Below are 25380 nucleotides of genomic sequence, written 5' to 3'. Positions count from 1 at the left end.
TAGGGGGTGGACGCCTGGCTCCGGCGCGGGCTGCAAGCTGTTACTTGGCCGCCGCGATGGCACGCTGCAGGTGCTCGCGCTGCTCGCAACCGGCCGGGCAGAGCTTCTCCAGCACGGCCAGGCGCTCACGTGCCTTGGGCAGCTCGCCCTTCATCACATAGAGCTCGCCCAGGTATTCGTTGGCGCCACGGTGGTTGGGGTCGATGCGCAGTGCCTGCAGGTACTGGGCCTCGGCCTCGGTGAACTGCGGCGTGGCTTGCTTGCGCAGCGTATAGCCCATCAGGTTGTGCCAGTCGGCATTGCCGGCCTGGGGCTCGGTGCGCAACGCGGCCAGGGCGCCTGCCCAGTCCTTGGCCGCGATGAGGCGGCGTGGCGTGGCCAGTGGATCGGCCGCGGCAGGCTTGATCTCCGGCGGTGGGCTCATGTCGGCGGCCCAGGTGGAGCTGGCCAGCAGCAAGGCGGTCAGGACGAAGCGGCGCATGGGCGTCTCCCGAAGTGATGCCGATTGGCAGGGCCGCCAGCTTAGCGCCCTCCGCTGCCACGACGGGGGCTGTCAGAAGTCATGGCGGCCTTGCGCCGTTCAAGCAGCTTGGAGGGCGAACAACTCGGCCGCGTTGCGCCAGGCGATGCGCTGAGCCACCTCAGACGGCAACTGCCCGAGCCAGCCGCGGTACTCGGCGAACAGGCCCTCGTAGTGCTGCAGACGCTGGGGGACCCAGGTGTCGGAGCCGATCAGGAAGCGCCCCGGGTGCTGTGTCATCAGTGCGCGCCAGTCGTCGCCAAGCTTGCCGTCAAACGTGATGCCCGCCCGGTAGGACAGCTCGCCGCGCAGGCCCTGGTGCTTGGCCAGCAGCTCGCGAACGCGCGGCAGCGGCTCGCCGGAAATGCCGGTGTGGGCCCAGATCAGCGACGTGCCGGGCGCGTGGCCAAGCAGCTTGTCGACCGCCACATCGTCCACGTGAGCCAGCACGGTCAGGCCGCGCTCGCGCGCCAGCCTCATCAGTGCGATGGCGGTCGGCCCATCGGCATTGGCGCTGTCGTAGAGATGGAACTCACCCAGGCCGCGGAAGGGCCCGGCCGGGCTGCCGCGCTTCAGCAGTTCCAGCACCATCAGCCGAATGCTGTCGTCGGCGAACCAGCCGGTGTAGTCGGCCCGGTCGCGGTACAGGCGGATGAAGGGCACCCATTGCGGCCCCGGCTCAGAGACGAGACGCAGCGTGCCGTCGTTGGGCCGGCTGTTGACCAACGCACCGCGCACGCCCGCGCGGGCCATGCGGCCCAGTACATCGGCCGGTGGATGCAGCGCCTGGGCGTCGTCGTTGTAGTGCAGATGAGCATCGAACAGCGGGCCGGCATAGGCCTGCGCCCATGCGTGAACCGGCAGGCCGGCCAGTAGCAGCGCCCGGCGTCTGAGCATCAGACGGCGCGCTCGGCGGCAGCGATGAGGCGACTGATGCGCGATACGGACAGGCCGAGCTGGCCCGCCAGATCCGTCATCGCGACGCCGCCCTCGGCATGGGCCAGCCACAGCGCCTGCTCGCGGATGCCGCCGGCGCGCTTCAGCCACTCGCCAAAGCCCGTGCGGGCCACGCGACGGGGCGCAACGGCGGCGGCCCGCATGCGCGCGGCGAAGTCGGCGTCGCCGAGGAAGATCTGTTCACGCAGACGCCCGGGCCACAGCTGCAAGCCGGGCTCGGAGGCGACCAGGCGGGCATAGCGTTCGCCGGCCAGGCGATGCTGGGCCGGCGCCGTCGCCGGGCGCCCCAGCAGATGGCTGTGCAGGCCATCGACGTCCAGCCATTCGGGCGCGGCTTCCATGGCGGCCAGGGCGCGGAAGCTCGAGCCGGCCCAATCCGCCGCGCCACGCGCCAGGCGCAGGCGCACCGGGTTGAGGTCGACATAGCGGCAGGCATCCAGCAGATGGCGCTCGCGGTCGACCAGCACGGCATGGAAACGCCCCTGGAACAGCGAGCCGCTGAAGCCGTGGCGGCGCTGGTGATGCTGGGTGTAGACGCCGTTCACATGCCGCATCAGCTGCGACAGATTGGCGCGGCGCGTGAACAACAGCAGGTGGTAGTGGTCGGGCAGCAGGGCGTAGGCCAGGGCCTGGGCGTCGAAACGGTGCAGGGCCTGGGCCAGCAAGGCACGCATTTCGGCACGATCGGCTTCGTCGACAAAAGCCTGCTGCCCGCTCTCGAACGGGCAGTGGGCGCCGATCAGATAGACGGCGCCAGCGATCTCGAGTCGAGCAGGCCTTGCCATGCGCCACCTTAAGTCTCGCCGCCCGGAATGGCAAGATGGCGGCCTGCCGGCCTCCTCATTCGTCCGGCACGCCCCATGAAGACCCATCAAATCGAAATCCAGAAGTTCAAGGCCGCGTCCGCCAACCAGCACGGCCAGATCATGTTCAAGGTGGACGCCATGGTCACGCCCAAGACGCCCATCGACGGCATCGAGCCCAGCAGCGTCATCGTCATGACGGAGCAGAACGCCCGCGTGCTGATGGCCTTGCTGAAGGCACAGATCGCCGAAATCGACAACAAGAAGCCCAAGAGCCGCCACGGCCGCCACGGCTGAACTCGCGAGGCAAAGGACGACTCCCATGCAGTACCCCCAATACAACCCTGCCTCCGACAACCGGCCGCTGTCCGACGAGGAGCTCGACGACCTGGACGAGCTGCTCTCGGTGCTGCCCACCGATAGCGCGATGAACATCGAGGCGCTGGACGGCTATCTGACTGGCCTGCTGCTGTCGCCGCAAAAGCTGGCCGACCTGCCTGGAGACGCCTGGCTGCCGGTGGTCTGGGGCGGCGACCAGGAGCCCGACCCCAAGCCCTTCGCCAGCGGCAAGCAGCGCAAAAAGGTCGTCATGGCGATGCTGCGGCATGTGCAGTCCATCGCCATGGCCTGGACGCATGCGCCCAAGGCCTGGGAGCCCATCTTCAGCTTTGCCTCACTGGAGGGGGACAGCGAAGATGAAGACACCGAGTACGCCGACGCCGAAGACTGGGCTGCCGGCTTCCTGATGGCCGTGGACCTGGCGCCCGAGGCCTGGGGGCCGTTGTTCGACGGTGCCGGGACGGCCGAGCTGCTCGCGCCCATCGCCGCCCTGGGCGGTGAGGATGGCGCGCTGGCCGAAGGTTCGGCTGCCGAGCGCGACGAAGCCAGCCGCAAGATTCCTGACGCCATGCTGGCGTTGTGGGCTCTGCGCCAAGACGCCGACCAGAAAGCGTAACCATCCCCCCAACGCGGGTGGTTGCAGGTGGCCGCAAGCGTCGGTTTAGGTTAACTTCAGGCCATGCTCCAGACCCTGCTCGCCGCCACCGGCCTTGCCGTCTGCATCGCGATGGCGGTCCACATGGCCCTGCCCTACCGGCTGCAGGCGCGGGTGGATGCCGGCGTGGCCGCCCTGGCATCGTGGGTGGAGTTGCAGATCGCCCGCCTGACCGGTTGGCGCCGCCGCCAGCGCCAGACCCGAGCCGCCGCGCTGGAGGCCGAGCGCGTCATTCGCCGCGCCCGCGAGTCGGCCCTGCACGATGCGCGCGACAGTCGCACGGACGGCGAGTGGGACGGCAACGTCTATCGGCCCAAGAGCTTCGAGAAGCCCAAGAAGCCGCACTAGTCAGCTGACTGCTGCAGGCGCCACATTTCGGCGTAGCGGCCGTTCCTGGCCAGCAAGGTGTCGTGCCGGCCGCGCTCGATGATGCGGCCCTGCTCCAGCACGAGGATCTCGTGCGCGTCGACGACGGTGGACAGGCGGTGGGCGATGACCAGCACGGTCTTGTTCTGGCCCACGGACTCCAGTTCGGCCTGGATGGCTCGCTCGTTGGTCGAATCCAGTGCCGACGTGGCTTCATCAAAGATGAGGATGGGCGGGTTCTTCAGCAGCGTGCGCGCAATGGCCACGCGCTGCTTCTCGCCACCCGACAGCTTCAGGCCACGTTCGCCCACCATGGTGTCGTAGCCGAGCGGTGTCGCCGCGATGAAGGCATGGATATGCGCCGCACGCGCCGCGCCTTCCACCTCCGCCTGGCCAGCGCCGGGCCGCCCATAGGCGATGTTGTAGGCCACGGTGTCGTTGAAGAGCACGGTGTCCTGCGGCACGATGCCGATGGCGCGGCGCAGGCTGGACTGCGTCACCGTACGGATGTCCTGGCCGTCGATGCGGATGCCACCCGAGTCGATGTCGTAGAAGCGGTAGAGCAGCCGCGCCAGCGTGCTCTTGCCTGAGCCGCTGGGGCCGACGACGGCGACCTTCCTGCCCGCCGGGATCTCGAAGCTGACGCCGTGCAGGATGGGCCGCACGGGGTCGTAGGCGAAGCGGACGTTGTCGAAGACGACACTGCCGCCACCCACGGCCAGCTCGGCGGCATCCGGCGCATCGGCGATCTCGCGCTCGCGGTCCAGCAGCACGAAGAGCTTCTCGATATCCGTCAGCGCCTGCTTGATCTCGCGGTAGATCACGCCGAGGAAGTTCAGCGGGATATAGAGCTGGATCATGAAGGCGTTGACCATGACCAGGTCGCCCAGGCTCATGTGGCCCGCCACGACGCCCTGGGTGGCTCGCCACAGCATCAGCACCAGCGCCGACGCGATGATGAGCTGCTGGCCGGTGTTCAGCATGGACAACGTGCGCTGGCTTTTCAGCTGCGCGCGGCGCAGCTTCTCCAGGCTCTCGTCATAGCGCGTGGCCTCGAAGGCCTCGTTGTTGAAGTACTTGACCGTCTCGTAGTTCAGCAGCGAGTCGATGGCCTTGCTGTGGGCCACCGAGTCCAGCTCGTTGAGCGTCTTGCGGAATTTGGTGCGCCACTCGGTGACGACGACGGTAAAGCCGATATAGATCACCAACGCCGCCACCGTGATGCCGGCGAACCAGACGTCGAACTTGACGCCCAGCAGCGTCAGCACCAGCACGACCTCGATCAGCGTCGGCACGATGCTGTAGAGCGAATAGCTGATCAGCGAGTGCACAGCGCGCGTGCCGCGCTCGATGTCGCGCGTCATGCCGCCGGTCTGGCGTTCGAGGTGAAAGCGCAGCGACAGGTCGTGCAGATGCCGGAACACCTGCAGCGAGATGCTGCGCGACGTGCCCTCGGTGGCCTTGGCGAAGATCAGCTCACGCGCCTCGGCGAACAGCGACGTCGACAGCCGCAACGCGCCATAGGCCAGCAGCAGACCCAGCGGCACCACCATCAGGGCCTCGGGCTGGCCAGGCTTGAGGTTCAGGCTGTCGATCAGCTGCTTGAGCAGCAGGGGCACGCCGACATTGCAGAGCTTGGCGCCCACCATGAAGGTCAGCGCCAGTGCAACGCGCCAGCGGTAGCGCCACAGATAGGGCAGCAGGCGGCCGACGGTGCCCCAGTCGCCACGGGGAGCGCTGGCTGAGGCGGGTTCAGGGAGGCGGGCGGCAAGAGAACGCATGCCGGCATTGTCCGGTCGCGCGCCGGAAGGCGTGTTCCGCATGGGAACTGCCGGCGAACCCCTTGCGCCTTTGACGCAGCGCAATCGCGGTGCACCTTTCTACGCCTACGCTGGGCCCCTGGCGCCGAAAACCAGGGCTGGTTATCCGTCCCACCTGAGAGGCCAATATGCGCAACAACCAACCGGTGACCCCGAACGGGTACGCCCTGGCCTCCGACCAGACCCTCATTTCCATCACGGACCTGAAGGGGCGCATCACCTACTGCAACCCCAGCTTCGTGGCCGTCAGCGGCTACGCGCAGGCGGAGTTGCTGGGCCAGCCGCACAACATCGTGCGCCACCCGGACATGCCGGAGGAGGCCTTCCGCGACCTCTGGGCCACCATCGAGGGCGGACAACCCTGGACCGCACTCGTCAAGAACCGGCGCAAGAACGGCGACTACTACTGGGTGCGAGCCAACGCGACGCCGGTGCGAAACGGCGACCGCACGGTGGGGTATCTGTCGGTGCGCACCAAGCCCAGCGACGTCGAGGTACGCCGCTTCGAGCAGCTCTACGCCACCATGCGCGCTGAGGCGTCCGCAGGCCGCCGGACTCATGTGCTGCGGCGCGGCGTGGTCAAGCGCAACGACACAGTGGGCCGCCTGACAGACTGGCTGCGGCCCGAGTTGCGCGGCCAGATGGTTTTGCTGGCCGTGCTGGCCGCGGCCGGACCGCTGCTCGCAGCCTGGGCCGGCGCGCCAGGCTGGGGCCTGGTACTGGCTGCCCTGGCCAGCACCGCCGCCGCCAGCTACGGCCTGCTCGCGAGCGGGATCGCCCCGCTGCGCCAGGTGATTGCCACCGCCAACCTGCTGGCAGGCGGCGATCTGACGCGGCACGTCGAGGTCAGCGGCCGGGGCGAGATCGGCGAGCTGCAACTGGCGCTGGCCCAACTGACCGTGTCCGTGCGCACCGTCGTGCGCGACGTGCGCGAGGAGGTCATCCACCTGGAGGACGGCGCCCGCGAGATCGCCGCCGGCAACCAGGACCTGTCTTCCCGCACCGAGTCCCAAGCCAGCAGCCTGGAGCAGACCGCCGCCGCGATGGACGAGATCAGCGGCACCGTGCGGCAGACCTCGGAGCTGGCCGGCGACGGTGCCCGCTTTGCGCGCGAGACCGCCGGTGTGGCCCAGCGCAGCCAGCAAGCCGTCCACGGCGTGACGGACACCATGCAGGAGATCACCGACTCGTCGCAGCGCATCGGCGACATCATCCAAGTCATCGAAGGCGTGGCCTTCCAGACCAACATCCTGGCCCTGAATGCCGCCGTCGAGGCGGCTCGCGCCGGCGAGCAGGGCCGCGGTTTCGCGGTGGTGGCCGCCGAGGTGCGCGCCCTCGCTCAGCGCACCGGCACGGCAGCCAAGGAGATCCGCGCCCTTATCGAGGAATCGCGCGGGCGCGTCGAGACCGGCAGCCACCGGGCCGGTGACGCACAGCTGCGCATGGACGAGGTGGCCTCCGCCGTGTCGCACGTCAGCGAAGTGCTGGTGCAGATCGACACCGCCGCGAGCGAGCAGGCCACCGGCGTCGCCCAGGTCGGCGAGGCCGTGCAGCAGATGGATGCCATCACGCAGCAGAACGCCGCGATGGTGGAGGAGCTGGCCGCTTCGGCCACAGCGCTGAACGGCCAGGTCAGCCGGGTGCGGGACTCCATCCGTGTCTTCCGCCTGAGCGACCAGGACAGGAGCCTGGCCGAGGCCGAGGCGGCCGACTTGCGCAAGGCGCAGCGGGGTGACACGGCGCCCCGCGCCACGCCGGGCGCCGACAACCGGTAGCGCTTCTGAACGGCAGCTTGTACGGGACAATCCCGCCATGACTGAAAACGCCCCATCGACACCGCACGGCGGTGACCGCCAGCTCGTCCTGCGCGTCATGCCCATGCCGGCCGACGCCAACGCCAACGGCGACATCTTCGGCGGCTGGATCATGGCCCAGGTCGACATCGCCGGCTCGGTGCTGCCGGCCCGCATCTCGCGTGGCCGCGTCGCCACCGTCGCCGTCAACGAGTTCGTTTTCAAGCAGCCGGTGTCCATCGGCGACCTGCTGAGTTTTTACGCCACAGTCACCCGGGTGGGCCGCACCTCCGTCACCGTGCACGTGGAGGTGATGGCCGAGCGCGACCCGGAGAACCTGCACGTGGTCAAGGTGACCGAGGCCAACCTGACCTACGTGGCCATCGACCGCGAAGGCAAGTCGAGGCTGGTGGCACCCTGATCGGCCCGCGCCGATCCAGGGGTCACGGCGTCACGATCAGGTCGACCGCGTCGTAAGACAGTGCCGGGCTCAGGTAGGCCGTGCCCGAGGTACCGCTGACGACATTGACGGTCACCGTGTTGGTGCCGGCCACCAGCGCGGTCGACGGAATGTCGAAGCTGTAGAGCCGGTTCACGCCGCGGTAGGTGCCCACCGTCAGGTTGCGCGAGCCCTTGGGCGGCGCGGTCGGGATGGCGGAGGTCCAGCTGCCGTTGTTGACGCTGATCTGCGGCCGGGCGCCGTTGAAGTCTTCCGTCGTTCCAATGCGCAGCGTCAGGTTCTGCACCTGGGCGCTGGTCAGCGTGAACTGGATGACGCGCGCGTTGTTGACGTCCTTCCATTGGCAGGCCGGGAAACCGCTGGCCGCGCTCGACGTGCCCACCACGAAGGTGGCCGGCACCCAACTGCTCATGCGCGCATCCGTCGGGTGCATGGTCGTGAGCCTGCCGCCGTTCAGGAACTCGGCTGGCGTGCCGTCCCAGTTGCCGATGCGCCACAGCGCCGCCTTGGCTGAAGGGTCGGCGTTGATCGCCAGCGTGTTCAAGGTCGTCGTGCCGCCGGCCGTGACGGTCACGCTGCCGGTGTAGACCGCCAGCTCGTTCTTGTAGACCGTGAGCGTGTAGGTGCCCGGCCGCATGCCGGTGCTTTTGAAGAAGCCGTTGTTGGCGAGGTTGGCGCTGGCCCAGTACTGCGCCGTGCTGCTGGAGAAGCCCACCGTGTAGCTGTAGTTCGAATCGGTGCCCGACAGACCGACGCCGGCCACCGTGCCGCGGCCGGACGCAGCCACATAACCGTCCAGCGCCATCACCGAGAACCAGCTCGTATCCGGCGCCGACGGCGCACCGCCAGCGGTGAACATCAGCGTGTAGCTGTTCAACACCCCCATGCGGAAGGCCTCGGTCTGGCCCTCGCCGTAGTTGACGATATAGGTCAGCTCGTTGTTGGTGGACGTGATCTGGTTGAGCAGGCTGCGGTAGAAGGGCCCGCCGGAATTGCCTTCGTTGTTGTCCCGATAGAACCACAGCCCCACGCTGCCGGCGCTGTTGAGCCCGCCGAAGTACTGCCAGTCCTTCAGCCGCATGTTGGAGTAGTGCTTGGAGCGCGTTTGCCCCGCGCTGGAGGTGCTGCTGGAGAAACCGAACACGTCGCTCGCTTCGACAGTTGTGTCCGTGCCGCGCAGGTCCTGCGGCCAACTGCCGTTGCTGGCCAGGCCGCCGGGCAGGCCGGCCGGCCCTCCCTTGGAGAGCGCCGCGATGGGCACGCGCAGGATGAAGCGCACCAGATTCAGCGTGTCGGGCTCCTCGGTGAAATAGGTGCCCATGTAGATGCGCGGCTCGCCGCTCTTGGCCATGTAGTAGTGCTTGAGCACGCCGCCGTTGGCGCTGAAGACGGTCACCGTGATCTTGACGTAGGTGCCGCCGCTGACCACGCCGCCGTTGGCGGTGGAGGCCGACGTGGCCGCACCGCTGCTGCTGATCATCTGGGCCTGCACGTCGACAGCCGAGACGTTGCTGTAGAGGTAATCAAAGCCGGAGTTCAGCTGCGAGCCACGGCTGGCGTCCGCGTACTGCACGCCGTTGTAGAGCAGGCTGGAAAGGTCGCCCTTGGACTGGGTGCTGACGCCGTTGTCGTAGGCCATCACCTTGAACACCAGGCCGCCGCCGGTGTCCACCTGGTATTGCAGCTTGGCAGAACTGCCGCTGTCGTAGAGCGTGGTGAGGCTCAAGGCCGCCAATGCTGGCGTGGCCGTGGCCGTCGCCAAAAGCAGGCACGCTGCCGCGCCCAGCCGGCGCAGGCACCGACGGAGGAAATCGATCCGCATGTTTTGTCTCCTATTGAGCCCGCCGTCTGCAGGTTCGCGCGGCCGGTGCTGCCGCGTTGCTGCGGCCGGGGCAGTCTAGGAACGGCCGGGCGGCCGCAACGCTCAACTTGGTGAGTGGATCGATAGCTGAGGTAACGACGCCACCACCCGATCGGCCAGCGCCTCGGCCCAGAGCGCATAGCCGCGCGGGCCGGGGTGGAAGCCGTCTTCGGCCATCAACTCGGCGGCATTGCGTTGCATGGCCTCGGGCAGATGCAGCACATGGCGTGATGCCTGGCCTTCGACCGCCGAACTCAGGGCCACGTTGAAGCGCGCTGCCTGGCGGCCGAAGAACCAGCGCAGAGGCTGGGGCAGCAGCGGGAATCGCTGCATGGGCGGCGCCGCGCAGTGCACGCTCAGGCGCACACCGGCGCGCTCGGTCGCAAGGGCGTGGATGCGGTCCAACGCCACCAACGCCTGCGCAGGCGCGATCTGGTCAACAACGTCGTTGACGCCCAGGGAGGTGATCAGCACATCGGCCTGCACCACGTCCGCCGCCTCGAACGCCGCGAGCGCCTGCTCGCTGCGATGGCCGCTGGTGGCGATGAGCTGCCAGCCCACCGGCTGTCCGAGGCGCGTTGCCAGAGCCTGAGCGAGCCGCCCAGCCAGCGCTTCGTCCTGATGCGCGGCACCGACTCCAGCGGCGGATGAGTCGCCGACGATCAGCAGCCGCAACGTCGAGCCTTCGGCCCAACGCGGGCCGGCGGCCTCGGGCAAACGCAGCGCCGTCGCACGGACTCGGCGCCCCTGCCAAATCAGCAGTGGGCCGAGTGCGATCTTTGAAAGCTTCAGGAGAATTTGGAAAAGTCCGGCACGCGTTTCTGGAAGAAGGCCTGGAAAGCCTCCATCGCCTCGGGGCTGCGCAGGCGGGCACCGAAGATCTCGGCTTCACGCGTGATGGCGGCCTTGACGGCGTCGCGTTGCGCATCGCGGATCAGCTTCTTGCTGTCGCGCACCGCTCCCGGCGCGAGGTTGTTGAACCGTTCGGCGATGCGGCGTGCGTGGTTCAGCACTTCGGAACCCGGCAGCACGCGGTTGGCGATGCCGCATTCGACGGCCTGCTCACCGGTGAAGGGGTCGCCCAGCAGCAGCTTCTCGGCCGCGCGACGGTTGCCGATCAGCTGGGGCAGCACGACGCTGGACGCAAACTCGGGCACCAGGCCCAAGGCGACGAAGGGCATGGCCAGTCGGGCGTCATCGGCGACGAAGACGAAGTCGCAGTGCAGCAGCATGGTGGTACCGATGCCGATGGCCGCACCGGTCACGGCAGCGATCACGGGCTTGGTGCTGTCCACCAGCGCATGCATGAACTGGAAGGTCGGTGCGTCTTCACCCCGCGTCGGGCCGGCCATGAAGTCTTCCAGGTCATTGCCCGACGTGAAGATGCCCGGCTGGCCGGTGATCAGCACCGCGCGCACGGCCGGATCGGCATCGGCCGCACGCAGCGCGTCGGCCATGGCCTGGTACATGGCCTGGGTGATCGCGTTCTTCTTCTCGGGGCGGGCGATCTCGATGGTCGCGACGCCGTTGATGGTGTAGCTCTTGATGGTCATTTCAGTCTCCTGTCGGGGCTGCTTGTATTGTCGGCGGGTCGAGCGCCGGGCCGCTCCCTAGCCGGCCCGCTCTGGCGATGTGCTTGCCGGTCGAGCCGGCAAGCATCGCCGTCCCCTCGGGGGCTGAGGCCGGACACAGGGCGTCCAGTGGACGGCCTGTGCTTGCCGAAGCGTTGCGGCACTGCCGCAACGCGGTCCCGACCGGGCTGGCCCGCGTTCAGCGGAGCGAGACTGGGCGAGGGGCTCACGCGACAGCCGTCCTGGCGTGGAACTGCGTCCAGTGATTGGCCAAGTGCATCAAATGGGCTCGCTCGTACTGCGGCTTGGTCAGCTCACCGTAGGCGAAATGAGGCCGCAGTGTGCCGTTGAATTGCGCAAACGCATCCATGGCGTCCAGCAGGCGCTGCACCGAGGTCTTCAGCGCCTGTGAGGCGTCCAGCGCCGGCGCGCCGGGGATGGGCTCGTCCAGGCTGTGGCTCATCGCGCCGCGTGCGTTGAACACCGCGAAAGCTGCCGAACCGATGGAGGAGCGGAACCAGGCGCCCTTGAGCGCCGGAAAGCCCTGCATCGAGAACTCGATGCTCTGGGCCAGATGCTGCATGACCTGGCTGAGGTTCCAGGGGTTGTCCTGCACGACCTTGGGCGCGAACAGCAGATCGAGCACGGCCTGCTGACCGTCCTTCCACGTCGCAAAGGTCTTCAACTTGCCCGTACAGGCCGCCAGCGGGGTCGCCGCGAGCAACACCGTGGTGGTCTTGAGCGCGCGGCGACGATCCATGGTTTACAGCCTTTCGAAGATGCCTGCTGCGCCTTGGCCGGCGCCGACGCACATTGTCACCATGCCGTACTTGCCACCGGTGCGGCGCAGGTTGTGGATGACCGAGGCCGCACGGATGGCGCCGGTGGCGCCCAACGGGTGGCCCAGCGCAATCGCGCCGCCGTTGGGGTTGACCTTGCTGCGGTCCAGCACGATGCCCTTGCTGTCGAGGTCGTTCAGCACGGCCAGCGACTGCGCGGCGAAGGCTTCGTTCAGCTCGATCCAGTCCAGGTCGGCAGCGGTGATGCCGGCGGCCTTCAGCGCGACCGGGATGGCGGCGATGGGGCCGATGCCCATGATTTCGGGCGGCACGCCGCGCACGGCGAAGGACACGAAGCGGGCCAGCGGCGTCAGGTTGTAGCGCTTCAGGGCCGCTTCGCTGACGATCAGCAGGCCGCCCGAGCCGTCGGAGGTCTGCGAGCTGTTGCCGGCGGTGACGCTGCCCTTGGCGGCGAACACGGGCTTGAGCTTGGCCAGGCCTTCCAGCGAGGTGTCGGGGCGGGCGCCTTCGTCGAGCTTGACGGTGCGGGTCTTGGTGTTGACCGTGCCGTCAGCCAGGTTGGGCGTGCGCTCGATGACGTCGAAGGGCGTCATCTCGGCGTCGAAGTGGCCGGCGGCCATGGCGGCCACGGCGCGGCGGTGCGATTCCACCGAGAACTCGTCCTGGGCTTCGCGGCTGATCTTCCACTGCGCGGCGACCTTCTCGGCCGTCAGGCCCATGCCGTAGGCGATGCCGATGTTCTCGTCGCGCTCGAAGATCAGCGGCGACAGGCTGGGCTTGTTGCCGCCCATCGGGATCATGGACATGGACTCGACGCCGCCGGCAAACATCACATCGGCCTCGCCGACGCGGATGCGGTCCGCGGCCATCTGCACGGCGGTGATGCCGGAGGCGCAGTAGCGGTTGATCGTCACGCCGCCAATGGTCGGGCCCAGGCCCGCCAGCACCGAAGCGACGCGGGCGATGTTCATGCCCTGCTCGCCTTCGGGGAAGGAGCAGCCGACGATGGCGTCTTCAATGGCCGCCGGGTCCAGGCCCGGGGCCTGCGCCAGCACGGCCTGCATCACCTTGACGAGCATCTCGTCGGGGCGCGTGTTCTTGTAGAAGCCGCGGCCGCTCTTGCCGATGGGCAGACGGGTGGCGGAGACGATGTAGGCGTCTTGGACTTGCTTGCTCATGGTCTTTCCTTTACTTAAGCCTGGGGCTTTTCTTTGGGCACCCAGGCCCAGACAAATTCACACTCGATCGGCTCGATGCCGGCTTCGTCGGTCACGGTCACGGCGACCCGCACTTCACCCTTGGTCTCGTTCGCCATCGTGAAGCGCTGAGCGGCGGTCAGGTGCGCCTTGGCGACCAGACCGCCGGTGGCGCGCTTCCTGAAGTTCACCTGCAGCGACTTGCACAGCGGCAGGCAGTCGTCACGCACATTCATGCCCACCACCATGCCAGTGGCGGTCTCGGCGAGCAGCGACATCGCGGCCGCATGCACGCCCTTGATGTGGTTCTGCACCGGGCGCTTGTTGGCGACGCGGATCTCGCTGCTCTCGGGCGTGAGGGCAATGAAATCGAGCGATGCCGTGCCCGTGAAGGGCACTGCGCGGCGCAACGCGAAGTTGCGCGCGGCGCCCCGCAGCGGGCCAGGCAGGCCGTCCAGCTTGGCGAGGGTGCGTTGAAGCCGGTTCACTTTGTTCCTAGTCAGTCGAGGACAGAGCTCGCGCTGCGCGCTTCGGTCTGTCCCGCGATGTCATTAGTTTCGGACGGGCTTGCCGGTTTGCAACATGCCCATGATTCGCTCTTGAGTCTTCGGGTTGTCGAGCAAGCTGCAGAAGTGCTTGCGCTCGAGCGCCATCAAGTATTCCTCGGTGACGAGAGAACCGGCCTCGACTTCACCGCCGCAGACCACGTCGGCAATCGCCGCGGCCAGGTGGTAGTCGTGGGCGCTGACGAAGCCGCCGTCGCGCATGTTGGCGACCTGGCCCTTGATCGTCGCGATGCCGCTGCGGCCGGCGACCGGGAACAGCGCCTTGTGCGGCGGGCGGTAGCCGGCTTCGGACATGCCGATGGCAGTGGCCGTCGCCACGTGCAGCAATTCGTCCTTGTGCGGCACGATGATGTCGGACTCCAGCAGGAAGCCGTTCTTTTTGGCTTCATGGGCCGAGGTTGCGACCTTGGCGGTGGCCGCGGTCAGGAAGCCGTCCTTCAGGAAGGCCAGGATGTCGGCGCCGGCATTGCCAGCGGCGGCCATCTCGGCGGCGCGACGGGCGATATAGGTCAGTCCGCCGCCGCCGGGCACCAGGCCCACGCCGACTTCGACCAGGCCCACATAGCTCTCGACGTGGGCGACACGGCGTGCGCAGTGCACGGCCAGCTCGGCGCCACCGCCCAGGGCCAGGCCGCGCATGGCGGCGATGACCGGCACGGACGCGTAGCGCAGGCGCAGCATCATGTCCTGCAGCTTCTTCTCTTCCGGCGCGATGCCCTTGCTGCCCATCTTCATGAAGACAGGCATCAGGCTCTCGAGATTGGCGCCGGCCGAGAACACGTCGTCCGGCGACCAGATCACCAGGCCCTTGTAGTCGGCTTCGGCGATCTCGACGGCGCGCAAAAGACCTTCGGTGACGGCCGGGCTGATCAGGTGCAGCTTGGCGGTGATGGAGGCGATGACGACGTTGCCGTCCAGCGTCCAGACGCGCACTTCCTCGTTCTTGAACAACTCGGTGCCGCTCTTCAGCGGGTCGGCGGCGCCGGAGCCCAGCAGCGACTCGGGGAAGGCCTGGCGCTTGTAAACCGGCAGCTCGCTGCGCGGCTTGAACTTGCCCTCAGCGGCGCTCCACGAGCCCGCCGGCGTGTGCACGCCACCGGCTTCGGCCACGGGGCCCTCGGTGACCCAGGCCGGCAGCGGAGCGCTGGACAGCGTCTTGCCGTCGGCGATGTCGGCCGAGATCCATTCAGCGACCTGCTTCCAGCCGGCGGCTTGCCACAGCTCGAAGGGGCCTTGCGTGGTGCCGAAGCCCCAGCGCATCGCAAAGTCGATCTCGCGGGCCGTGTCGGCCACCGTGTTCAGGTGCACGGCCGCGTAGTGGAAGCTGTCGCGCAGGATGGCCCACAGGAACTGGGCTTGCGGGTTGGTGCTCTCGCGCAGCAGCTTGAGGCGGTCGGCCGGCGCCTTCTTCAGGATGCGGGCGACGATCTCGTCAGCCTTCTTGCCGCCGGCGACGTATTCACCGGTCGCGAAGTCCAGGCGCTGGATGTCCTTGCCGACCTTCTTGTAGAAACCGGCGCCGGTCTTCTGGCCCAGGGCGCCCTTCTCGATCAGGCCGGCCAGCACCTTGGGCGTGGCGTAGGTGCTGTAGAACGGGTCGTCCTTCAGGTTGTCCTGCATCGTCTTGACGACGTGGGCCATGGTGTCCAGGCCGACGACGTCCGCGGTGCGGAAGGTGCCGCTCGATGCGCGGCCCAGCTTCTTGCCGGTCAGGTCGTCGACGACGTCCACCGTCAGGCCGAACTTCTCAGCCTCGATCATCGTGGCCATCATGCCGGCGATGCCGACGCGGTTGGCGACGAAGTTGGGCGTGTCGTGGGCGCGCACGACGCTCTTGCCCAGCGACGTGGTCACGAAGGCTTCGAGCTGGTCGAGGATCTCCGGCTGCGTGGTCGGCGTGTTGATCAGCTCGACCAGGGCCATGTAGCGCGGCGGATTGAAGAAGTGGATGCCGCAGAAGCGCGGCTTGATTTCTTCGGGCAGCACTTCGGAGAGCTTGGTGATGCTCAATCCAGATGTGTTCGAAGCCACGATCGCATGCGGTGCGACGAAGGGCGCGATCTTGGTGTACAGGTCGAGCTTCCAGTCCATGCGCTCGGCAATGGCCTCGATGATGAGGTCGCAGCCGCGCAGGACTTCCAGGTGCTCTTCGTAATTGGCCTGCTGGATCAGCGCGGCTTCCGATGCATCACCCAGCGGGGCCGGCTTGAGCTTCTTCAGGCCGTCGACGGCCTTGGTGACGATGCCATTCTTGGCGCCTTCTTTCGCAGGCAGGTCGAACAGCACGACCGGCACCTTGCAGTTGACGAGGTGGGCCGCAATCTGCGCGCCCATCACGCCGGCGCCGAGCACGGCGACCTTGCGGACTTGGAATCGACTCATTTCTTTCTCCATGTTTGCCAGTTGTTCATTGCCCTTCGGGCCGAGCGCCGGGCCGCCCCAAGCCGGCCCGGCTGGCGATGTGCTTGCGGCTCAACGCCGCAAGCATCGCCGTCCCCTCGGGGGACCGACCAGGCTGGCCCGCGTGCGGCGCGGCAGCCTGGGCGAGGGGCCACTTCATTCCACGCGAATCCACGTCTGCGTGCGGTAGAAGGGGCCGATGTAGCCGCGCATCTCCAGTTTCTTGCCACCGTCCACCGGCTTCAAGCGGGTGCGGTAGGTCTTGCCGTTATTGGGGTCGAGGATCTCGCCGCCGCCCCAGATGCCGTCGCCTTCGGTCTTCACGCCGCGGATGATCTGCAGGCCGACGACGGGCTGGTCCCTGCGGTCATCCTTGCACTTGTCGCATTTCGCGTTGGGCTCCGCGCTCGGGTCCAGCAGCTTGTCGATGCTGCCGACGAGGGTGCCCCCCTGTTCGCTGATGCGGACCAGCGACTTCGCGGTTTTGCCGTCGTCGTCGATGGTCTTCCACAGGCCCACGGGTGAAGTCTGCGCGAACGCAAACGCGGGCAACAGCAGGGCAGCAGCGAACAGGAATTTCATCGGGGCATCCTTGTCGTTCATCAAGCGGTTCAGAACAGAGCTTCTTCCATTTCCATCAGCGGCGCCAGGCCCGCACGGCAGGTGCGGATCAGCGTCGCCGTCTCGGGCAGCAGCTTCGCGAAATAGAAGCGCGCCGTGGCCAGCTTGGCCGTGTAGAACGGGTCACCACTGTCCTTCTTGGCCAGAGCGATCTTGGCGGCCTGCGCGAAGAAGAAGGCGAAGGTCATGTGGCCCACCACGCGCAGATAGTCCACCGCCGCGGCGCCGACCTCATCCGGGTTGCCAAAGGCCTTCATGCCCAGCTCTTGCGTCAGCTTGTTGACCTTGTCGCCGAGGTCGGCGAGCGGGTTGACGAACTCCTGCATGGCCTCATTGGTGCCTTCTTCCTCGATGAAGGCGGCGATCTTCTTGCCGAACTTCTTCAGCGTGGCGCCGTTGTTGCCCAGCACCTTGCGGCCCAGCAGGTCCAGCGACTGGATGGTGTTGGTACCCTCGTAGATCATGTTGATGCGCGCGTCGCGCACGTACTGCTCCATGCCCCACTCGTGAATGAAGCCGTGGCCGCCGAACACCTGCATGCAATGCGAGGTGGCCAGCCAGCCGTTGTCGGTGATGAAGGCCTTGATGATGGGCGTCAGCAGCGCGACTTCGGCTTCGGCGTCCTTGCGCTCGTCCTCGTCGCCGCTCTTGAGCGCCTTGTCGAGTTGCAGCACGGTATAGCCCTGCAGCATGCGGCCGCCTTCGGCAAAGGCGCGGGCCGTCAGCAGCATCTTGCGCACGTCGGGGTGCACGATGATGGGATCGGCCGGCTTGTCCGGGGCCTTGGGGCCGGAAAGCGCCCGCATCTGGATGCGGTCCTTGGCATAGGCGACGGCGTTCTGATAGGCCACTTCGGTCAGGCCCAGGGACTGGTTGCCGACACCCAGGCGGGCCGCGTTCATCATGACGAACATCGCGGCCAGGCCCTTGTTGGGCTGGCCCACCAGCGTGCCGTTCGCGCCTTCCAGCACGATCTGCGCGGTGGCGTTGCCGTGGATGCCCATCTTGTGCTCCAGGCCGGCGCAGAAGACGCCGTTTCGGCTGCCCAGTGAGCCGTCGGCGTTGACGTTGAACTTGGGCACGATGAAGAGCGAAATGCCCTTGGAGCCCACGGGCGCGTCCGGCAGGCGGGCCAGCACCAGGTGGACGATGTTCTCGGCCATGTCGTGTTCGCCGGCCGAGATGAAGATCTTCTGGCCGGTGATCTTGTAAGTGCCATCGGCCTGCGGTTCGGCCTTGCTGCGCAGCATGCCGAGGTCGGTGCCGCAATGCGGCTCGGTCAGGCACATGGTGCCGGTCCATTCGCCGCTGGTCAGCTTGGGCAGGTAGGTGGCCTGCTGCTCGGGCGTGCCATGGGCATGCAGGGCTTCATAGGCGCCATGCGAGAGGCCCGGGTACATCGTCCAGGCCTGGTTGGCCGAGTTCAGCATCTCGTAGAAGAACTGGTTCACCAGATGCGGCAGGCCCTGGCCGCCGAACTGCGGGTCGCAGGAGAGTGCCGGCCAGCCGCCTTCGACGTACTGCTTGTAGGCTTCCTTGAAGCCCTTGGGCGGCTTGACCTCGTGCGTGGTCTTGTCGAGCGTGCAGCCCTCGGCGTCGCCGCTGAGGTTGATGGGCGCAAGCACCTCGGCGGCGAACTTGCCACCCTCCTCAAGCACCGCGTTGATCGTGTCGGCGTCGATGTCTGCATGCGCGGGCAGCATCTTCAGTTCGTCGACGACGTTCAACAGCTCGTGCATGACGAACTGCATGTCACGCATGGGCGGGGTGTACTGGGGCATCGGGGTACTCCTGGAACGGTCAGTGGGTCAAGAAAGGGGTTCAGCGCTTGGCGGCGCCGGTCTTTGGAAGCTTGCGGCTGCCGTCGATGTCGAGGCCAAGCGGCGTGGCGTAGAACTGGATGGCTCGGTCGAAGCCGATGCCGGCGCGTGCCAGCGCACCGGGGATGCGCATGAAGCGCGCGTCGTGGTGCAGGGACAGGATCAGGCCGTGCAGCTCGAAGCAGATCTGCTCGACATCGGCATCGGCTTTCAGATGGCCCTCGCTGATGGCGAGCTGGATGGCCTTTTGCAGCGCCGCATGCCAGGCCTTGACCATGGCCACGAGAGCATCGCGCACCGGGCCGGGCCGGTCGTCGAACTCGACGGCGCCACTGATGTAGATGCAGCCGGAGTCGACCTCGACGGATACGCGGCGCACCCAGCGCTCGAACATCGCGCGCAGGCGCGGCAGGCCGCGCGGCTCGCGGATGGCGGTGAAGAAGACTTCTTCCTCGAACTTGGCGTGATACTCAGTGACGACCGCGATCTGCAGTTCCTCACGCGAGCCGAAGTGGGCGAAGACGCCCGACTTGCTCATGGCTGTCACATCGGCCAGTGCGCCGATGGACAAGCCCTCCAGGCCCATGTGCGAGGCCAGGCCCAGAGCAGCCTCGAGGATGGCGGCACGGGTCTGCTGGCCTTTTTGCAGCGAACGCGCAACGCGCGCCGGCTTCGCAACGCGCAGCGGGGCGGTTTTCTTGGCGGGAGTGGGCAGCGTGGACACGGGCAGAAGGGGCGGAAGCCAGCCTGGAATAAAACGAACGATCGTTCTATTTTGCAGGTCGCTCCCGTGACAGCGCCAGCTTGTCCTACCGATTTCCTAGGGTGATGTGCCTAATACTGCCAACAACCTAGTGCAAACCCCAGCCCCTCGTCCGGTCTCGCGCCGCTGAACGCGGGCGTGCCCGGCCGATCCCCCGGGGGGATGGCGATGCATGCGGCATCGAGCCGCATGCACATCGCCCGACGGGCCGGCTAGGGGCGGCCCGGCGCTCGGCCCAAATACCGGATGCGCAGAACCGCCACGCTGTCATGCACACACGCTTGAGTGCCGGGTCGCTTCTGAAGTAGTCTCCGGGAGGAGGTTGACTTCTGTGGATGTGCTCCAACTCGATGTCTCCGGCCGACCCCAGGCCTGGATCACGACCCGTGAAGCGGCCGTGATCTACGCCTGCGACGGCGTGGCCTGGACGCTGGGCGACCCCTGCCAGGTGCTGCGCGGGGGCTGGCAGCGCATCTCCGGGCGCCAGTCGCGCATCGAGGTCCACCCCATCATTGCCGTGCGTGGCGCCGTTCCCAGCCGGGCCTGGCGCCAGGCGCCGGCGCTGACCAACAGCAAGCTGTTCGTGCGCGACCGCTTCGTCTGTGCCTACTGCGGCCACCACTGTCTGCCCGAAGACCTGACACGCGAGCACATCCACCCAACATCGCGCGGCGGCTACGACACCTGGATGAACTGCATCACCGCTTGCCGGCCCTGCAATGGCCGCAAGGGCAACCGCATGCCGGAGGAGGCGCACATGAGCCTGCTCTACCTGCCCTATGTGCCCAGCCTGCACGAGGACATGATCCTGCGCGGCCGCCGCATCCTGGCCGACCAGATGGAGTTCCTGCTCGCCAGCGTGCCGCGCAGCTCGCGCCTGCATGGGTGATGCGGGTCATTCCCGTTGACCGCCAACGGTAAAGAGTTGTAGTCGGGGGCATCGAGCCGTCAACGGCGAGACAATTGGCGACGTTGGGCTGCCGGTTTGCCCAAGGAGTATTCGAATGTCCAAGCTCATGACCTCCCTCACCCTGGCTGCGGCCCTGGTGCTTTCGGCCTGCTCGACGACCAGCCCCGACGTCGTCCAGCGTGGTGACGCGCAACGCATGTCCCAGATCCAGGACGCCACCGTGCTGTCCTCCCGCCCCGTCACCGTCGACGGCTCGCAGAGCGGCGTCGGCGGCGTGGCCGGTGGCGTGACCGGCGCGATTGCCGGCAGCTCGGTCGGCGGCCGCCGTGAAGGCGCGGTCGTTGGCGTCATCGGTGCCGTCGCCGGCGCCGTTATCGGCAACGCCATCGAGCGCTCGGCGACCAAGGAAGATGCTCTCGAAATCATCGTCCAGCTGCGCAACGGCGAGCGCCGCGCGATCGTCCAGGCCAAGGGCGCCGAAGCCTTCAACAGCGGTGACCCCGTCGTCCTCGTGACGACCGGCGGCAAGACCCGCGTGCAGCGCGCCCCGGCCGTTGTGCCGGCCGCTCCGGCCACCAACGGCTGACGCTCACAGGCCGGCTTGTCTCCAAGGGGGGACAATCCGGCCCATGAGCATGAAGAAAACCGATCTTGAACGGCTCGCCGGCCTGAAGCTGGACAGCGCGATGCGCGGCAAGGCGGCCCCCGGCCGCTTCGGCCATGCCGCCCTGCCTGACCGCAAGGCCCAGCGCAAGCTGGACGCCGCCGCCGGCCTCGTTCCCTTTGCCTGCAAGTTGCCTGCTGAACTGACCGAGCAGTTGCGCGAACGCGCCACCGGCCGTGAAGGCGGCATCAATGCGCTCGTCGCCGAGCTGCTGGCCAAGGGATTGAAGGCATGACTGATCTGGACGAACCCGTCTTCGAGGCGCGCCTATGGCGCGACAACGGCTGGACGGCCCAGGTCATCAAGAACGAAGACGACGAAGGCTGGGCTGTCGCGATGTTCAAGGCCGGCGAAAGCGAGCCGGCCCTGGTCGGCCCCTGGACCATGGGGCGCGACAAGAAGAATCCCAAGCCACTGGACGTCAACGCCTTCAACACGCTGGTTAAGACGGCCTCCGAGGTCCTCCGCCGCCATGAGCAGCAACTGCACGCCCAGTTGAACAAGGCGCTCTATGTGGCGCGCGATGGCAATTGGCTGAAGATCACGCTTGAAATCGTGCCCGCCGAGGACGATCCCTATGCCTGGCTCAGCGCGCATGACGCCGCTGGCGAGCGCCTGGCCCAGGTCAAGGTCGCGGCTGGCTTCAAGCTCAGCCAGGCATCCGCCGAAGCCTGGGTGGACAACGGCTATGAGCGTCCCGCAGGCCGAGATTGAAGGTCCGATTGCGGCCAGACGCGGCCCGCTCACCCCTGAAGAATGACGTGCATCCCCTTCCACGGAGCACGTCATGTCCTTTCGCATCACCGGGCTGTCCGCCCAACCCTTCCAGCACCTCTTCGGCCTGAGCGACGCAGCGCTGGCCGACCACGGTGCGCTGCGCCATCGCGGCGCGGGCCTGCCCGACCGCGTCGAACTGCGCGACACCACTGAGGATGAGTCCGTGCTGCTCATCAACCACGAGCACCAGCCTGCCGACACGCCCTACCGCTCCCGCCACGCCATCTACGTGCGCGAAAAGGCCGGAGAAGCTTTCGACGCCATCGACACCGTGCCCGACGCATTGCGCAGCCGCCTGCTGTCACTGCGCGCCTTCGATGCAGCGGGCCTGATGATCGATGCGGACATCGTCGACGGCGCAGCCATCGAAGGCCTCATCGAGCGCCTGCTGGCCCGGCCTGAGGTGGACTACATCCACGCCCATTACGCACGACGCGGCTGCTATGCGGCGCTGATCCGGCGCGGCTGAACCTGCCCCCCCGAGTCGGGGGACACCCCCAAGTTCGAAGCCCACGGCGCGGATCGGCGGCGGATAGATTGCGCCGAACCCCACCGGAGACGCGCGATGACTTCGATGCCCCGCCTGCCGCTGCTCGCTGCCGCCTTGCTGACGGTCGCGCCCGCCTGGGCCGCCACGCTGTACACCTTGCCCGCGCCGACGGCCACGTTGGACACCACGGTCTCGGTGACCGCCAATTTCGCCGCTGGCGCCGGCACCGGCCTGATCGACTTCACACTGGCCGGCTACGCCACGCTGGACGGCGACAACGGCTATATCGACATCCTGCGCGTGACGTTGAATGGCAGCGAAGTGTTCAGCGGCACCTGGAATCTCGGCGGCGGTGGCGCCGACCGCGTGCTGTTCAACCCGAACGGCGCCACGGTCGGTGCGGTGGTCAACCAGCAGCTGACGATCAGCCTCCCCGTCACGTTGGCCGCGGGCAGCAACCAACTGGTCTTCAGCATCGACAGCCCGACGAGCTTTGAAGGTTCAGACCGTGCCGGCTTCCAGGGCCTGGGCGACGAGGGCTGGGGGTTGAATGCCGCAACGGTGACCGGCGCGACTGCCCCGGTGCCCGAACCCACCAGTGGCGCGCTGCTGCTGGCCGGCCTGGGCGTATTCGGCTGGCTGGCCAAGCGCCGGCGCTAAGCCAGATCCACAACGATCAAGGCGGCTTCATCCCGCGGCAGCGTCAGCACGCAGTGGCCATCCGGCGCAATGACGACGCTGGCCCCGAAACCGCGCTGCTCGGGTGCGTTCAGCGATTCGGGCCAGTTGCTCTGCAGCACCCAGGCACCCAGCTCGCGCGCCAGTGCCTCGGCACCACTGCGATAGGCCTTGCACAGCGCCGCCTGCTCGGCGTCGGATTCGCTGATGTAGCTGGGCCAGAAGATCACGCGTGGCCCCGAGCCAATGGCCGCGGCGCGCAGCTCCGGTAGCAGCGCTGCGCCGTCCAGCGTCTCGCGGCACAGCACCGACGTCGCCAGCACGCCACCGATCGCCGTCCAGCCGCGTTCATCACCCCGCGCGAAGAAAGTCGCCTCGCTGTCGGTCAGCCCGCGCTTGTGCACGCGGCCCAGCTCGCGGCCCGCGGCGTCGATGTAGAGATGGCTGTTGAACACCGCGCCGTCCACGCCCAGTGTCGGCACGCCCACGGCCGCCGCGATCCCGAGCCGCGCGCAGGCCGCACGCAGTTGCGCCTCGGCATCGGTCAGCGCCCGTTCATCGAGCAGTTCAGGCACACGGCGGTGAAAGCCCGTCAACGCCAGCTCGGTGCCGACGCAGCCCTTGGCACCGGCCGCTGCGGCCGCCTCCAATGTGGCCAGCGTCTCGGCCAGGCTGGCCTGCAGCGTCCAGTGCATGCGCGGCTGGCTGACCGCCCAGCGCGGGACGCCCGTCAAGCCGCGATCTCGAAGGTCAGCCCGGCGCGTTCATGCAGGCGGCGCACCAGGGCCAGCCCCATGGCACTGCCCGGCGTCCAGATGCCGCCCGGCGTCGCGTCGCGTCCCACGTCCTGCACGAGGCACAGGGCGGCCTCGCTGATGAGCTTGCAGGTCGAGCCATAGCCGGGGTCGCGGTCGCCCTTGACGACGGCGCGCAGCAGCTCGCCGCCGGCCGACCTGCCGGTGAACCAGAGCTCATAGTGCCCGGCCTCGCGCGCCGCCTTGTCCGGCCCGTCGCCGGGCTGGGTCAGCACGAAGCGGCGCAGCAGGGCCCGTGTCGGCGTGAAGCCCAGGGCCAGGTTCTGCAGCTTGGTGAAGCGGGCCAGCGCGATGGCCTTCTTGCGCCCCTTGTCGGCCTGGCCGGGCTTGCCGGTCAACAGCTTCTCGCTGTAGATGAAATCGGCGCCCCAGGGGTGGCCGCGCAGCGCGTTGCTGCGGTGCACGTTTTTCGTGTTGATGGTGGCCATGAAGAAGGGGCCGCTCCAGCGGTCGGCCCAGCCGTCGAAGTCCGCGGCCTGCCCGCCGGGCTGGCGCGGGCCCTTGAAACCCGGTGTCAGCGCGAAGGGGTTGGCCATCACCTTGATGAGCCCGGGTTCGCGGCGCACGGCCTCGATGGTCTCCATCATGCTGGCCAGCGTGCCGCCCGACGCCGTACCCTTCACTCGTGCGACGCGGCCGCGCACTTCCGGCAGCGGCGCGCCGAAGCGCTTCTGCGCCTCAGCCTGTAGGTAGACGACGCCGAGATCGAAGGGGATGGAGTCGAAGCCGCAGGAGAAGACGATGCGCGCGCCGCTCTTCTGCGCCAGTGGCGTGAGCTTGTCGATCATCTTCGCCATCCACAGCGGCTCGCCGCAGAGATCGACGTAATCCGTGCCGCCCTCGGCGCAGGCCGTCGCCAGCGGTTCGCCATGCAATTGGTAAGGCCCGACCGTCGTGATGACGCAGCGCGTGCGCGCCACCAGTGCCTTCAGCGCTGCAGCGTCGTTCGCATCGGCCTTGAGCAGCGCGACGGACGGCGGCAGGTGCAACTCGTCGCGCACCTTGCCCAGCTTGTCCAGGCTGCGCCCGGCAATTGCCCAGCGCGCGCCACCGGCCCCGCTCAAGTGCAGGTATTCCGCGACAAGACGGCCCGTGAAGCCGGTCGCACCGAAGACGATCAGATCGAATTCACGGTTGTTGTGGCCAGCGGAGCTCACTTGTCCTTGCCTTTCATCGCCATCCACTCGCTGCGCAGCAGCGACAGCGAATGGCAGTCCACATACTCACCGCCGACAAACACGACGCCGCGCTGGATGCCCTCGTGCGTGAAGCCGCACTTCTCCGCCACACGCCGGGACGCATGGTTGTGCACCGACATGCCGCAGGACAGCCGGTTCACCGGCCAGTTCTCGAACAGATAGTCCACCAACAGCGCGGCAGCCTCCGAAGCCAATCCGCGGCCGCGCATCGCGACGTCGGCCAGCGTCCAGCCGATCTCGCGCGCCGTCGTGTAGCGGGCCGCGGCGAAGTGCACCACGTCACCGATGACGCTGCCGTCGTGCAGGTGACAGATCAGCAGGCGCTCGGCGTCCTCGTTGGCGAAGCCGTTGTCCTTCCAGCGCTGGTCCACAGCATGCGGCGTCATCATGCGCGAGCCGAGGTAGGGGCCGCGCACCTGCGGGTCGCCCACGGCGCGCTTGAGCCAGGGCAGATCGTCTTCCGTCACATAACGCAAGCCGACGTGTTGGCCTCTCAACATGAGCTCGGTTCCTTGAATGAGAAAGCCCGGCCGAGG

Annotated in this window: 28 protein-coding genes; 11 read left to right on the top strand and 17 right to left on the bottom strand. The window is 67.6% G+C overall.

Translation table 11 applies throughout. The features are described from left to right. Window positions 1-40 precede the first annotated feature (40 nt). The 3 genes from ASC91_RS23875 to ASC91_RS23865 all read right to left on the bottom strand — a co-directional run bounded on the left by ASC91_RS23875 (window position 41) and on the right by ASC91_RS23865 (window position 2262). Window positions 41-481, bottom strand: a complete 441-nt coding sequence (locus tag ASC91_RS23875) for a hypothetical protein (RefSeq protein ID WP_056203074.1) — start codon at window positions 479-481, stop codon at window positions 41-43. Between the two features lie 99 nt (window positions 482-580). Next, a complete protein-coding gene (locus tag ASC91_RS23870) occupies window positions 581-1417 on the bottom strand; it encodes an amidohydrolase family protein (protein WP_056203073.1) in 837 nt (278 codons plus the stop codon). Then, the gene (locus tag ASC91_RS23865; protein WP_056203070.1) at window positions 1417-2262 is read right to left on the bottom strand and encodes a transposase; all 846 of its coding nucleotides are present in this window, start codon (window positions 2260-2262) and stop codon (window positions 1417-1419) included. Before ASC91_RS23865 ends, ASC91_RS23870 begins: the two co-directional genes overlap by 1 nt. A 75-nt stretch (window positions 2263-2337) precedes the next feature. On the opposite strand from ASC91_RS23865, the gene ASC91_RS23860 reads away from it, so the two are divergent. The 3 genes from ASC91_RS23860 (at window position 2338) to ASC91_RS23850 (ending at window position 3622) form a co-directional block, all read left to right on the top strand. After that, complete coding sequence (locus ASC91_RS23860; protein WP_056203067.1) at window positions 2338-2577, top strand: hypothetical protein; 240 nt, start codon at window positions 2338-2340, stop codon at window positions 2575-2577. Window positions 2578-2602: 25 nt separating this feature from the next. Next, window positions 2603-3235, top strand: coding sequence for a UPF0149 family protein (locus ASC91_RS23855; protein ID WP_056203064.1), 633 nt, complete (start codon window positions 2603-2605; stop codon window positions 3233-3235). Between the two features lie 63 nt (window positions 3236-3298). Then, entirely contained in the window at window positions 3299-3622 is a 324-nt protein-coding gene (locus tag ASC91_RS23850) for a hypothetical protein (RefSeq protein WP_056203062.1), read from the top strand. Here ASC91_RS23850 and ASC91_RS23845 read toward each other — a convergent pair. Further along, on the bottom strand, window positions 3619-5421 hold the full coding sequence (locus tag ASC91_RS23845; RefSeq protein ID WP_056203058.1) for an ABC transporter ATP-binding protein/permease: 1803 nt from the start codon (window positions 5419-5421) through the stop codon (window positions 3619-3621). The two genes, ASC91_RS23850 and ASC91_RS23845, sit on opposite strands and share 4 nt — an antisense overlap. Before the next feature lie 167 nt (window positions 5422-5588). On the opposite strand from ASC91_RS23845, the gene ASC91_RS23840 reads away from it, so the two are divergent. Beyond that, window positions 5589-7235 (top strand): PAS domain-containing methyl-accepting chemotaxis protein, encoded by a 1647-nt coding sequence (locus tag ASC91_RS23840; protein WP_056203055.1) that lies wholly within the window; start codon window positions 5589-5591, stop codon window positions 7233-7235. 37 nt (window positions 7236-7272) lie between these two features. Continuing rightward, window positions 7273-7674 (top strand): acyl-CoA thioesterase, encoded by a 402-nt coding sequence (locus tag ASC91_RS23835; RefSeq protein WP_056203053.1) that lies wholly within the window; start codon window positions 7273-7275, stop codon window positions 7672-7674. A gap of 22 nt (window positions 7675-7696) precedes the next feature. Here ASC91_RS23835 and ASC91_RS23830 read toward each other — a convergent pair whose 3' ends face one another. The 10 genes from ASC91_RS23830 to ASC91_RS23785 all read right to left on the bottom strand — a co-directional run bounded on the left by ASC91_RS23830 (window position 7697) and on the right by ASC91_RS23785 (window position 19263). Continuing rightward, window positions 7697-9535, bottom strand: coding sequence for a rhamnogalacturonan lyase B N-terminal domain-containing protein (locus tag ASC91_RS23830; RefSeq protein ID WP_056203050.1), 1839 nt, complete (start codon window positions 9533-9535; stop codon window positions 7697-7699). A 102-nt stretch (window positions 9536-9637) separates the two neighbouring features. After that, on the bottom strand, window positions 9638-10291 hold the full coding sequence (locus ASC91_RS23825) for an SGNH/GDSL hydrolase family protein (RefSeq protein ID WP_056203048.1): 654 nt from the start codon (window positions 10289-10291) through the stop codon (window positions 9638-9640). Window positions 10292-10362: 71 nt separating this feature from the next. Continuing rightward, window positions 10363-11127, bottom strand: coding sequence for an enoyl-CoA hydratase (locus ASC91_RS23820; protein WP_056203045.1), 765 nt, complete (start codon window positions 11125-11127; stop codon window positions 10363-10365). A gap of 244 nt (window positions 11128-11371) precedes the next feature. After that, window positions 11372-11905, bottom strand: coding sequence for a DUF1569 domain-containing protein (locus ASC91_RS23815; protein WP_056203042.1), 534 nt, complete (start codon window positions 11903-11905; stop codon window positions 11372-11374). 3 nt (window positions 11906-11908) lie between these two features. Further along, window positions 11909-13123, bottom strand: coding sequence for an acetyl-CoA C-acyltransferase (locus ASC91_RS23810; protein ID WP_056203039.1), 1215 nt, complete (start codon window positions 13121-13123; stop codon window positions 11909-11911). A 14-nt stretch (window positions 13124-13137) separates the two neighbouring features. Then, a complete protein-coding gene (locus ASC91_RS23805; RefSeq protein ID WP_235532080.1) occupies window positions 13138-13629 on the bottom strand; it encodes a DUF4442 domain-containing protein in 492 nt (163 codons plus the stop codon). Window positions 13630-13692: 63 nt separating this feature from the next. Continuing rightward, window positions 13693-16089 carry a 3-hydroxyacyl-CoA dehydrogenase/enoyl-CoA hydratase family protein gene (locus ASC91_RS23800; protein ID WP_056203033.1) on the bottom strand — a complete coding sequence of 799 codons (2397 nt, stop codon included), beginning with the start codon at window positions 16087-16089 and terminating at the stop codon, window positions 13693-13695. Window positions 16090-16263: 174 nt separating this feature from the next. Further along, window positions 16264-16689: a DUF2147 domain-containing protein gene (locus ASC91_RS23795; RefSeq protein ID WP_056203610.1), complete on the bottom strand. Its 426-nt coding sequence runs from the start codon at window positions 16687-16689 to the stop codon at window positions 16264-16266. 29 nt (window positions 16690-16718) lie between these two features. Next, the gene (locus ASC91_RS23790; RefSeq protein WP_056203030.1) at window positions 16719-18509 is read right to left on the bottom strand and encodes an acyl-CoA dehydrogenase C-terminal domain-containing protein; all 1791 of its coding nucleotides are present in this window, start codon (window positions 18507-18509) and stop codon (window positions 16719-16721) included. A gap of 40 nt (window positions 18510-18549) precedes the next feature. Then, window positions 18550-19263 (bottom strand): TetR/AcrR family transcriptional regulator, encoded by a 714-nt coding sequence (locus tag ASC91_RS23785; protein WP_235532094.1) that lies wholly within the window; start codon window positions 19261-19263, stop codon window positions 18550-18552. A 379-nt stretch (window positions 19264-19642) separates the two neighbouring features. Between ASC91_RS23785 and ASC91_RS23780 the strand changes: the two genes are divergently transcribed. From ASC91_RS23780 to ASC91_RS23755, 6 genes are all read left to right on the top strand, one after another. Next, the gene (locus ASC91_RS23780; protein WP_056203026.1) at window positions 19643-20200 is read left to right on the top strand and encodes an HNH endonuclease; all 558 of its coding nucleotides are present in this window, start codon (window positions 19643-19645) and stop codon (window positions 20198-20200) included. Window positions 20201-20315: 115 nt separating this feature from the next. Further along, window positions 20316-20807, top strand: a complete 492-nt coding sequence (locus ASC91_RS23775; protein WP_235532079.1) for a glycine zipper domain-containing protein — start codon at window positions 20316-20318, stop codon at window positions 20805-20807. A gap of 43 nt (window positions 20808-20850) precedes the next feature. Next, the gene (locus ASC91_RS23770; protein WP_056203023.1) at window positions 20851-21120 is read left to right on the top strand and encodes a hypothetical protein; all 270 of its coding nucleotides are present in this window, start codon (window positions 20851-20853) and stop codon (window positions 21118-21120) included. After that, complete coding sequence (locus tag ASC91_RS23765) at window positions 21117-21599, top strand: hypothetical protein (RefSeq protein ID WP_056203020.1); 483 nt, start codon at window positions 21117-21119, stop codon at window positions 21597-21599. The genes ASC91_RS23770 and ASC91_RS23765 overlap by 4 nt, the downstream gene beginning before the upstream one ends. A 73-nt stretch (window positions 21600-21672) precedes the next feature. Further along, window positions 21673-22131, top strand: a complete 459-nt coding sequence (locus ASC91_RS23760; protein ID WP_056203017.1) for a DUF1203 domain-containing protein — start codon at window positions 21673-21675, stop codon at window positions 22129-22131. A gap of 96 nt (window positions 22132-22227) precedes the next feature. Then, a complete protein-coding gene (locus ASC91_RS23755) occupies window positions 22228-22812 on the top strand; it encodes a PEP-CTERM sorting domain-containing protein (protein ID WP_082532962.1) in 585 nt (194 codons plus the stop codon). Here ASC91_RS23755 and ASC91_RS23750 read toward each other — a convergent pair. From ASC91_RS23750 to ASC91_RS23740, 3 genes are read right to left on the bottom strand one after another with little or no spacing between them, the layout of a single operon-like run. Further along, window positions 22809-23564: a carbon-nitrogen hydrolase family protein gene (locus tag ASC91_RS23750; protein ID WP_056203011.1), complete on the bottom strand. Its 756-nt coding sequence runs from the start codon at window positions 23562-23564 to the stop codon at window positions 22809-22811. The genes ASC91_RS23755 and ASC91_RS23750 overlap by 4 nt on opposite strands. Further along, complete coding sequence (locus ASC91_RS23745; protein ID WP_056203010.1) at window positions 23561-24802, bottom strand: trans-acting enoyl reductase family protein; 1242 nt, start codon at window positions 24800-24802, stop codon at window positions 23561-23563. The genes ASC91_RS23750 and ASC91_RS23745 overlap by 4 nt, the downstream gene beginning before the upstream one ends. After that, window positions 24799-25344, bottom strand: coding sequence for a GNAT family N-acetyltransferase (locus ASC91_RS23740; RefSeq protein WP_056203007.1), 546 nt, complete (start codon window positions 25342-25344; stop codon window positions 24799-24801). The genes ASC91_RS23745 and ASC91_RS23740 overlap by 4 nt, the downstream gene beginning before the upstream one ends. Window positions 25345-25380 lie beyond the last annotated feature (36 nt).

Origin of the sequence: Pelomonas sp. Root1237, assembly GCF_001425055.1 — a bacterium.
Classification (GTDB): Bacteria; Pseudomonadota; Gammaproteobacteria; order Burkholderiales; family Burkholderiaceae_C; genus Pelomonas.
Note: the sequence above shows the minus strand (reverse complement) of the source record. Positions and strands in the feature narration are given on the sequence as shown.